We start from the raw sequence: 8,870 nt of genomic DNA, 5'->3' as shown, positions 1-8,870 counted from the left end.
CCGGGACCACCAGCACCGGGACCACCCGGGCCGCCCGGACCACGCCGCCGGCCGACCATCCAGTCCTCGCCATTGACCTTGAACCTGCCCATCACGGCATCCATCGTGGTGCCGATCCGCCAGGTTCCGGGCTTGTCGATCAGCACGTCGAACGTGCTGCGATAGCGGCCGCGCGCGACGTTCTCGATCTTGCCGGCCGTGCCGTCGGGCGCCTGCACCTGCACCGCATCCACGTTCAGCGGCGCATGGTTGGCGACAAACGGCACGGACGAGGTGGCGGCATCGACCGTGATGCCCTGGTTGGTATCCGACAACACGGTGACCGAGGGCAGGAACCAGGCGTCATGCGCCTGCGCGGGCACGGCGAAGGCCAGCGAACCCACCGCCAGCAGAAGGGTCTTGTTCAACATCGATCGCTCTTTCAACGGACAGTAACGGAAACGGCGCCCAGTTCGGAACGCCCGGTGGCCGAGGCATCGCGCACCGGCACGGACAGCGGAACGGAGACGAGTTCCCGCCCACCGCTCTCGCGCGCCGCCTCGACATGGACGACATAGGCGCCGGGGCGCAGATCGGCCGGCAGCGGAATACGGTAGGCGCCCGGCGCGCGGGTGGCGCCGCTCACGCCATCGGCGGCGAGGTTCAGGCTGCGGCCGCCCTTGCGCCACCAGGTGCGCAGATCGGCCAGCCACTTGGTGCCCGGCTCGTTGCCCTTCTTCTTCACGTCATACCACACCGCCAGCGTGCGCGCCGGACCGCCGGCGGCCGGCTCGATCCAGGCCGCGACATAGGGCTTGTGGTATTCGGCGACCGAAAGGCGCGGGACGGTGACCGTCAAGGTGCCGGCACTGGCCGGGGTCGCCACGACACCGGCCACGAGGATCAGGCTTTTTCGCATGGGCGTGAACAGTCCTTCAGTGGATGAAAAAGAGAGCGATGACGAGCGGGATCGCCGTTCCCAGCGCGACGAGCGGCCAGGTGGACGGGCGATGCCGCGCGTGAAGCTGGAGCAGCAGCAGGCCGGTGAGCGTGAAGATCACGCAGGCGGCGGCAAACACATCGATGAACCAGAACCACCCGGCCCCGGAATTGCGGCCCTTGTGCAGATCGTTGAAATAGGAAACCCAGCCGCGATCGGTGCGCTCCGACGTTACCTCGCCGGTCTGGCGATCGATGCTGACCCAGGCATCGCGCCCCGGCCCGGGCAGGGCGACATAGACCTCATCGTCGTTCCATTCGGCGGCATGGCCGCTCACGTCGAGCCCCACCAGACCGACCAAGCTGGCCGCCACGGGTTCGGGCACGGGCGCGTCCTTGCGCGCGCCGGCTTCCAGCACGCCGCGCAGGGCGGATGGCAGCGTGGCCTGCCGCGAAACAACCTTGGGCTCCGCGCTGATCGAACTGGCGTGGTTGAGCGTGATCCCGGTGATGGCGAACAGGAACATGCCCACCAGCGAGACAGCAGCGCTGATCCAGTGCCACGTGTGCAATTGTCTGAGCCAGAACTGGCGCGCCTTGCGCGACTTGCGGCGCGGCGCGGCGGGTGACGGCGGAACGCCAGCACCTCCGGTATGCGGATCGCCTCCACCCTGCGCGCCGGTTTCCCGCTCGATAACCCGAATCCCGTCCAACGTTCCCTCCAGCCCGCACGATTCCCAAGCACGGGCATACTAGCGCCTCGCGACGTCTGCAGCAGCCTTTGGCATTGTTGCGAATAATTATCAATAGAATTGACTCTGCGAATTAATCGCAATATCCGGACCTTGAAATTCCAAACCAAGGGGGAATATTTCCGTGACCAGAACAACGTCGACCGCATCGTTCCTCGCGCTCGGCTGCGTCAGCGCGCTGGCCTTCGCCGGCCCGGCCCAGGCGCAGGAAGCGGAACAGGGTCGCAAGCTGGGCGGCATGACCGTGACCGACACCGCGATCACCGAAGAGCCGGGCCGCACGCTGGAATCGCCCAAGCGCACGCGCCCCGTGCGCGATACGCCGCAGACCATCACCGTGCTGACCAGCGACGTGATCGAGCAGCAGAACCTGCTGACGCTGCGCGACGTGCTCTCCACCGTGCCCGGCATCACCTTCGGCGCGGGCGAAGGCGGCGGCGGCTATGGCGACAGCATCAACCTGCGCGGCTACAGCGCCAACAACGACATTACCGTCGACGGCGTGCGCGACAGCGCGCAGTACACCCGCTCGGATCAGTTCAACGTCGACCAGATCGAGGTGACCAACGGCGCCAACTCGGTGATCTCGGGCGCGGGCTCGGTCGGCGGCAACATCAACCTGATCACCAAGCGGCCCAAGGGCGATGACAGCGCGGTGTTCAGCGCGGGCATCGGCACCGACAACTACTATCGCGGCACCGTGGACGTGAACCGCCGCGTCAACGATCTGATCGCGTTCCGCCTCAACGCCATGGCGCACAGGAACGACGTGCCCGGCCGCGACGTGGAGGATTACAAGCGCTGGGGCATCGCGCCGGCCGTCACCATCGGGATCGACAGCCCGACGCGCCTGACGCTGCAATACTACCACCAGGAAGACACCAACATCCCGCAATACGGCGTGCCATACTACGCCAGCGCCGGCGGCAAGCCGGCGGGCGTCAGCCGCTCGGGCTATTACGGGCTGCGCGGCGTGGACAAGCAGAAGATCAACGTCGACCAGTTCACCGCCACGTTCGAGCACGAATTCAGCGACAAGGTATCGATCCGCAATCTGGCCCGTTGGCAGGACGTGCGTCAGCTTTCCATCGCCACCGCGCCGCAGGGCACCTTCTGCCTGGCGAGCGGCGTGACGCCCACGGGCGGCGCCTGCACCACTTCCGCTTCGGCAATCAGCCCGGTGACGGCGACCTCGTTCGGCGGCCCGGCCACGGTGGCGATCACCGTGCCCGCCGGATCGTACCTGCTGACCGGCCCCCAGGGCAACGTGCGCGACACGCGCAACCAGCTGATGTTCGACCAGATCGACCTGAAGGCGGTTTTCAATACCGCCGGGATCGAGCACACGCTGGACGTGGGCGCGGCAGCTTCCTGGGAAAAGTTCGAATTGTTCGGCGCATCGGCCCTGCGCAACGCCGACGGCACCAATCCCTATGACCGGACCACCACGGCGCGCCACCTGCCGTTCGGCAGCATCGCCGATCCCAACAGCGCCAACCTCTATACCGGGCCGATCAATACCACCCCCACCAGCTATCAGCGCGGCGAACAGACCAATTACGCGGTCTATGCGCTCGATACGCTCAAGCTCGGGCGTTTTCTCGAACTCAGCCTCGGCGCGCGCTACGATCACGTATCGGGCAGCAACCGCACCGATGCGATCGCCGCCTTCAACGGCTCGGGACCGTCGGGCACCGCCAGCGGCCCGATCGTCACCTACAGCAAGGGCGATCGCCTGATCGGCGCGACGCTGCGCAACAGTGCCGACCTGTTCTCCTATCGCCTCGGCCTCACTTACAAGCCGGTGGAAGCGGTCAGCCTCTATGTCGCCTACGGCAACTCGCGCACGCCGTCGAAAGCCTCGGTCAACGGCTCCTGCTCGACGGCGACCTGCAACATCTCGCCCGAATCCGCCAAGAACTACGAGATCGGCGCCAAGGCCGAACTGTTCGACGGCGGCTTGCTGGTTTCCGCCGCGGCGTTCCGCAACGAACGGGACCGCTACGCCGTCGCCTCGAACGATCCGATCGTGCCCGATCAGCAGCTTGATGGCCATTCGCGCGTGGATGGCATCGCGCTCAGCGCCTCGGGCCGGATCACGCCCAACTGGTCGATCACCGCGAACTACACCTATCTCAAGGGCAAGCTGATCCAGTCGGTATCGGACTTCTGCCTGAACAATCCGGGCGCGAGCGGGTGCGCCAACAGCGCGGCCAATCCCGATCCCGGCGCGGGGTCCGAACTCGCCAACACGCCCAGGCATTCGGGCAGCCTGTTCACCACCTATGCCCTGCCGTTCGGCCTGACCGTGGGCTATGGCGCGACCTACCAGGGCAGCTTCGCCTTCGCCGCGCCGACGCTGGCCGCTCCCACCGTGCTGCGTTCGAAGGCCTACTGGGTGCATCAGGCCTATCTGTCCTACGCGATCACGCCGGAAATCTCCGCGCAGCTCAACGTCAAGAACTTCACCAACGCGCTCTATTACACGCGCATCCGCAACAACGGCTGGGCGACGCCGGGCGACGCGCGTTCGGCGGTGTTCACGCTGAACGTGAAGCTCTGATCCGACCCGCGCCGGATCGCACGCCACGTTATCCGGAGCGACCCCGCCGGCCTTGCCGGCGGGGTTTGTCGTTTCGGGACAGGCGTGCGGCAACTTTGATCTGAATCATTGTTGATATGCATTTGCAACAGGCATGATATGCGAGTAATTCGCATTAAAGACAAAGTCCGTCGGATCGGCGCGAGTCACGGAGGCAGATCGTGTTGCACAAGGCTGAAGGGCTGATCGCGGACGGTGATACCGTACTTTCGTGGGACCAGGTCCACGCGGCAATGCAGGGCGATGCGCCGGCGAAGGCGCGGATAACGCTGGTTGCGTCCGGCACGCAGGCCGTCCGTTCGGCAGCGCCCGCCACGCCGCGCGCCCGCTATGGCGAAGGCCGCCGTTTCAGCACCCGGGCGCTCGTTATCACCGCCGCGGTGCATATCGCGGCGATCGGCGGGTTGCTGACCGTGCAGCACCACGCCGCCAAGCATCAGGAAGACCGGCTGGTGGCCGTCACGCTCTCGCTCGCGCCGCCTCCCCCGCCGCCGCCGCAGGCGAAGCAGCCGCCGCAGACCCAGCCCGTTCCCACCACGCAGCCGCTGCCCCAGATCGTGATCCCGCAAGTCGCCGCGACCCCGGCCGCGATCGATCCGCTGCCGCAGCCGGCGATCCAGCCCGGCCCGCCCACGCCGCCGGCTCCTCCCGCGCCCCCGGCCCCGCCCGCCGCGCCCAGCACGGTGCAGGGTGGCGATCTCGGCACACGGATGGTCGCCGGCTCTCCCCCGCGCTATCCGGTGGAAAGCCGCCGTCACAAGGAACAAGGGACCGTGGTGCTCGCGCTGGTCCTGGGGCTGGATGGCGCGGTCGAACAGATTTCGGTCAGCAACAGCAGCGGCTTCCGCCGGCTTGACGATGCCGCGCTTTCCGCCGTGCGCAAATGGCGCTGGGAGCCGACCCTGCGCGGCGGGCAGGCGGTGAAAGTGCGCGGCGTCGTCGAAATTCCCTTTGTTCTGCAAGGCTGAAGGCAGCACCTTTTCATGCTTATTCCCGTTCCCGGCCTGCTCGATGCCGATGGCGTCGCGGCGGTCCGCTCCCTGATCGATCGCGCGCCGTGGATCGATGGCAACACCACGTCCGGCTACCAGTCGGCGCTCGCCAAGAACAACCTGCAACTGCCCGAGGAAGCGCCGGAGGCGCAGCAGGCGGGGCACATGATCCTGGCGGCCCTGGGCGCCTCCCCGCTGTTCATCGCCGCCGCGCTGCCGCTGAAAATCTTCCCGCCGCTGTTCAACAGCTATGCCGGCGGGCAGGCCTTCGGCACCCATGTCGACAATGCCGTGCGCATCCAGAAGGAGACCAACTTCCGCGTGCGATCGGACCTGTCGATGACCGTGTTCCTCGAAGCGCCCGAAGACTACGACGGCGGCGAACTGACCGTGGAAACGCCGTTCGGCGTCCAGCAGGTCAAGCTGCCGGCCGGCCACGCGGTGCTCTACCCCTCCTCTTCCCTCCACCGCGTGGAACCGGTCACGCGCGGGCGACGGGTGGCGAGCTTCTTCTGGATCCAGTCGATGATCCGCGACGACGCGGCGCGCGCCAGTCTGTTCGATCTGGACCAGGCGATCCAGACGCTGGGGGCGACCGTGGGGCAGAGCGATCCTTCGATCATCCGCCTGACCGGCGTCTATCACAACCTGCTGCGGCGCTGGGCCGACGCCTGAGCGACCGGACGCGGGCGCAGATGCGGCGGGTGCGTGACAAACCCGCTGTGACCGACTAACGGCCGCCGCAATGGCATCGCTCCGCGCCCTTCTCCTGCGCCATCGCACCATCGCCGCCGCCCTGGTGGCGCTGGCGCTGTGCATGAAGGCGCTGGTGCCGGCGGGGTACATGGTGGCGCCGCAGGCCCGGACCTTCACCCTGCTGGTCTGCGCGGATTCGCTGGGCGAACGCACCGCCACGCAGGTGAGTATTCCCGCCCGCGACGGCACACACCAGAACACCGACGCCAATACCAAGGCGCACGATGTCTGCCCGTTTGCCGGCCATGCCTTCCCGGCGCTGGGCGGCGCGGACCCCATCCTGCTGGCGCTGGCGATCGCCTTCGTGCTGGCACTTGGCTTCGCCGCCGTTCCCGCACCGGTCATCCGGCGCGTCGCACGCCTCCAGCCGCCGTTGCGCGGCCCGCCAGCGCTTTCCTGAACACCGGCCGGTCGCACCCGACCGTCCGTCCCGGCGCCTGAACGCGCGCCGACGTTCCGGAAAAGCATGATTGCGCCCATCCGCGCCATGCCTCCGCCATTTCAAAGATACCGGAGGAGAAATCCGCCATGAGGATTTCGTTCGTCACGTCCCTTTTCACGCTGGCCACCGCGCTGGCGTTCACCCCCATTTCCGCCCATGCGGAGGAAGACGCCGCCACGGCGTCCGACGCGCCCCGTTCCGACATTCTGGTGATCGCGCAGAAGCAGGCCGCCACGATCGAGAACGCGCCCTCAACCAAGGCGGCGGTAACCGCCGACCTGATCGCCGAGAAGATCAACGCGGTCAGCGTGGAGGATACGCTCAAGTACTTGCCCAGCCTGGTCGTGCGCAAACGGCACATCGGCGACAACTTTGCGCCGATCGCCACGCGCACCTCGGGCCTCGGCTCCAGCGCGCGCAGCCTGATCTTCGCCGACGGGGCGAGCCTGTCCGCGCTGATCGCTAACAACAACGGCAACGGCAGCCCGCGCTGGACGCTGGTGACGCCGGAGGAAATCGCGCGGATCGACGTGCTCTACGGCCCGTTCTCGGCCGCCTATGCCGGCAACAGCATCGGCACCGTGGTCAACATCACCACCCGCCTGCCCGACAAGCTGGAAGCCCACGCCTCGGTCCTGACCAATATCCAGCAGTCCAACCTCTATGGCACGCACCAGACCCTGCCGACGTGGCAGTTCGCCGGTTCGGTCGGCGACCGCTTCGGCCCGCTGGCGGTGTTCCTGAGCGGCACGCGCACGGTGGCGAACAGCCAGCCGGTGAGCATCGTAACGGCAACCGCCGCGCCGACGGGAACTACGGGCGCCTATGACGACCGCAACCGCACCGGCGCCGCGATCAAGGTGCTGGGCGCCGGCGGCATCGAGCATCACGAGCAGAACACCTGGAAGGCCAAGGCCGCGCTCGACCTCGGCGGCAATACGCGCCTCAGCTACGTTCTGGGCATCTGGACCGACAAGACGCGCGGCACCGTGGACAGCTATCTGCGCGACGGCACGGGCGCGACGACCTACGCCACCGCGAACACCGGCGTGACCACCGGCTTCAATTCCGGCGTCTATACCCGCGACGCGCTGCACTTCTCGCACGCGGTGACCGCGCAGGGCGGATCGAAGGCGATCGACTGGCAGGTTGTCGGCACGCTCTACAATTACGCGCACGATCTCCAGAACGGCCCGTCCACCGCCGCCAGCGGCCCGACCGTGAACAAGCTGCCGTCCGCCTTCGCCGGCGGGGCCGGCACGATCCAGCGGCAGGACGGCACCGGCTGGGTGACGCTCGACGCCAAGGCCGCGCTCCATCTCGGCGCGCACGAGGTCAGCTTCGGCGGGCATGGCGATCGCTACAAACTGGCGGCGCAGACCTTCCTGGCGAGCAACTGGCTCGATACCGCCACCCAAGGCGCGCTGAGCACCGCTTCGCGTGGCAAGACGCGCACGCTGGCGGTGTGGGCGCAGGACGCGATCCGGATCACGCCGCAGTGGACGCTGACGCTCGGCGCGCGGCAGGAATGGTGGCGCGCGTGGGACGGCTACAACCTGATCGCCAGCGGCGCATCGGTGACGCAGGCGGAGCGCAAGGCCAGTGGCTTCTCGCCCAAGGCGTCGCTCGAATGGAAACCGGCGCCGCACTGGACCGCGCGCCTTTCGTTCGGGCAGGCGTGGCGCTTCCCGACCGTGGGCGAACTCTATCAGGCGACCACGGTCGGCACGCTGCTGGCCAATCCCAACCCCAACCTGCGCCCCGAACGCGCGCGCAGCGGCGAACTGGCGATCGAGCAGCAGGACGCCCACGGCACAATGCGCGTATCGCTGTTCAACGAAGTGATCGACGGCGCGTTGATCTCGCAGACCAACATCAACACGCCGGGCATCACCAGCAGCTATGTCCAGAACGTCGACCGGACGCGGGCGCGCGGCGTCGAACTGGCGATCGACCGGCGCGACGTGCTGCCGGGCTTCGACGTGGCCGGCAGCGTGACCTATGCCGACGCGATCACCAGCCGGAACAGCGCCTTTCCGAGCTCGGTCGGCAGGCTGCTGCCCAGCGTGCCGCACTGGAAGGCCAACGCGGTGCTGACCTGGCGACCGAGCGAGAAGCTCTCGCTCACCAGTGCCGCGCGCTATGCCAGCCGCAACTACGCCACGCTCGACAACAGCGATACGGTGGGCAACACCTATCAGGGGTTCTACAAGTACTTCGTGATCGACATGCGCGCGGTGTTCCACGTGAACGACCATTTCGACTTCGCGCTGGGCGTCGATAACCTCAACAACGACAAGTACTACCTGTTCCACCCCTTCCCGCAGCGGTCGTTTACCGCGCAGGTGAACTGGAAGCTGTAATCGTCGGAAAGGCCGGGGCGGGCGCGATTACCGTCCGCCCCGGCC

At 67.4% G+C, this 8,870-nt stretch carries 8 protein-coding genes; 5 read left to right on the top strand and 3 right to left on the bottom strand.

The window, feature by feature from the left end; all coding sequences use genetic code 11:
• The 3 genes from B3547_RS20235 to B3547_RS20225 all read right to left on the bottom strand — a co-directional run.
• A partial coding sequence (locus B3547_RS20235; protein WP_292966434.1) for a DUF4198 domain-containing protein occupies nt 1-410 on the bottom strand: 410 nt, incomplete at its 3' end.
• Nucleotides 411-421: 11 nt separating this feature from the next.
• The gene (locus tag B3547_RS20230; RefSeq protein WP_124807704.1) at nt 422-898 is read right to left on the bottom strand and encodes a DUF2271 domain-containing protein; all 477 of its coding nucleotides are present in this window, start codon (nt 896-898) and stop codon (nt 422-424) included.
• A gap of 16 nt (nt 899-914) precedes the next feature.
• Entirely contained in the window at nt 915-1,631 is a 717-nt protein-coding gene (locus tag B3547_RS20225) for a PepSY-associated TM helix domain-containing protein (protein ID WP_292966429.1), read from the bottom strand.
• 163 nt (nt 1,632-1,794) lie between these two features.
• On the opposite strand from B3547_RS20225, the gene B3547_RS20220 reads away from it, so the two are divergent.
• The 5 genes from B3547_RS20220 to B3547_RS20200 all read left to right on the top strand — a co-directional run bounded on the left by B3547_RS20220 (nt 1,795) and on the right by B3547_RS20200 (nt 8,825).
• A complete protein-coding gene (locus tag B3547_RS20220) occupies nt 1,795-4,233 on the top strand; it encodes a TonB-dependent receptor (protein ID WP_292966427.1) in 2,439 nt (812 codons plus the stop codon).
• Between the two features lie 200 nt (nt 4,234-4,433).
• Nucleotides 4,434-5,240, top strand: a complete 807-nt coding sequence (locus B3547_RS20215; protein ID WP_292966425.1) for an energy transducer TonB — start codon at nt 4,434-4,436, stop codon at nt 5,238-5,240.
• Between the two features lie 15 nt (nt 5,241-5,255).
• Nucleotides 5,256-5,939 carry a Fe2+-dependent dioxygenase gene (locus B3547_RS20210; protein WP_292966423.1) on the top strand — a complete coding sequence of 228 codons (684 nt, stop codon included), beginning with the start codon at nt 5,256-5,258 and terminating at the stop codon, nt 5,937-5,939.
• A 70-nt stretch (nt 5,940-6,009) separates the two neighbouring features.
• On the top strand, nt 6,010-6,420 hold the full coding sequence (locus tag B3547_RS20205) for a hypothetical protein (protein ID WP_292966421.1): 411 nt from the start codon (nt 6,010-6,012) through the stop codon (nt 6,418-6,420).
• Between the two features lie 128 nt (nt 6,421-6,548).
• Nucleotides 6,549-8,825, top strand: coding sequence for a TonB-dependent receptor (locus B3547_RS20200; protein WP_292966419.1), 2,277 nt, complete (start codon nt 6,549-6,551; stop codon nt 8,823-8,825).
• Nucleotides 8,826-8,870: the final 45 nt, after the last annotated feature.

It is taken from the genome of Novosphingobium sp. UBA1939 (assembly GCF_002336885.1).
Lineage (GTDB): Bacteria > Pseudomonadota > Alphaproteobacteria > Sphingomonadales > Sphingomonadaceae > Novosphingobium.
The sequence above is the reverse complement of the archived record's forward strand: the minus strand, read 5'-3'. Positions and strand labels throughout refer to the sequence as shown.

Coding starts and splice junctions, on each gene's coding strand:
- B3547_RS20230 (WP_124807704.1), bottom strand. CDS start 898: ATGCGAAAAAGCCTGATCCTCGTGGCCGGTGTCGTGGCGACCCCGGCC.
- B3547_RS20205 (WP_292966421.1), top strand. CDS start 6,010: ATGGCATCGCTCCGCGCCCTTCTCCTGCGCCATCGCACCATCGCCGCC.
- B3547_RS20210 (WP_292966423.1), top strand. CDS start 5,256: ATGCTTATTCCCGTTCCCGGCCTGCTCGATGCCGATGGCGTCGCGGCG.
- B3547_RS20200 (WP_292966419.1), top strand. CDS start 6,549: ATGAGGATTTCGTTCGTCACGTCCCTTTTCACGCTGGCCACCGCGCTG.